The 273-nt window shown below is 58.2% G+C and carries 1 pseudogene; it reads left to right on the forward strand.

Annotated elements, in window-relative coordinates:
- A pseudogene (locus SCA31_RS23450) lies at positions 1-273 on the forward strand (hypothetical protein); the annotation flags it as partial.

The raw sequence follows: 273 nt of genomic DNA on the forward strand, positions 1-273 counted from the left end.
CTGCACGAACCGCAGGATGCGGCCGATATCGATCCGCAAGCACCTGCGCGCCGCCGCCTTGCCTATGACGAATTTCTGGCTGGCCAGCTGTCGCTGAGCCTTGTCCGGCAACGATTGCGGAAAGTCTCCGGTCAGCCCGTAAGTGCTACTGGAGAAATCAGTGGCAAGATATTGCAGTCGCTGCCATTTTCTTCAACAGGGAGCCAGACGCAGGCAATCGCCGAAGTGCTTAAGGATATGGCGAGCGAAGACCGCATGCTGCGCCTTTTGCAG

Source organism: Chryseobacterium sp. SIMBA_028 (assembly GCF_046535285.1).
Taxonomy (GTDB): Bacteria; Bacteroidota; Bacteroidia; order Flavobacteriales; family Weeksellaceae; genus Chryseobacterium.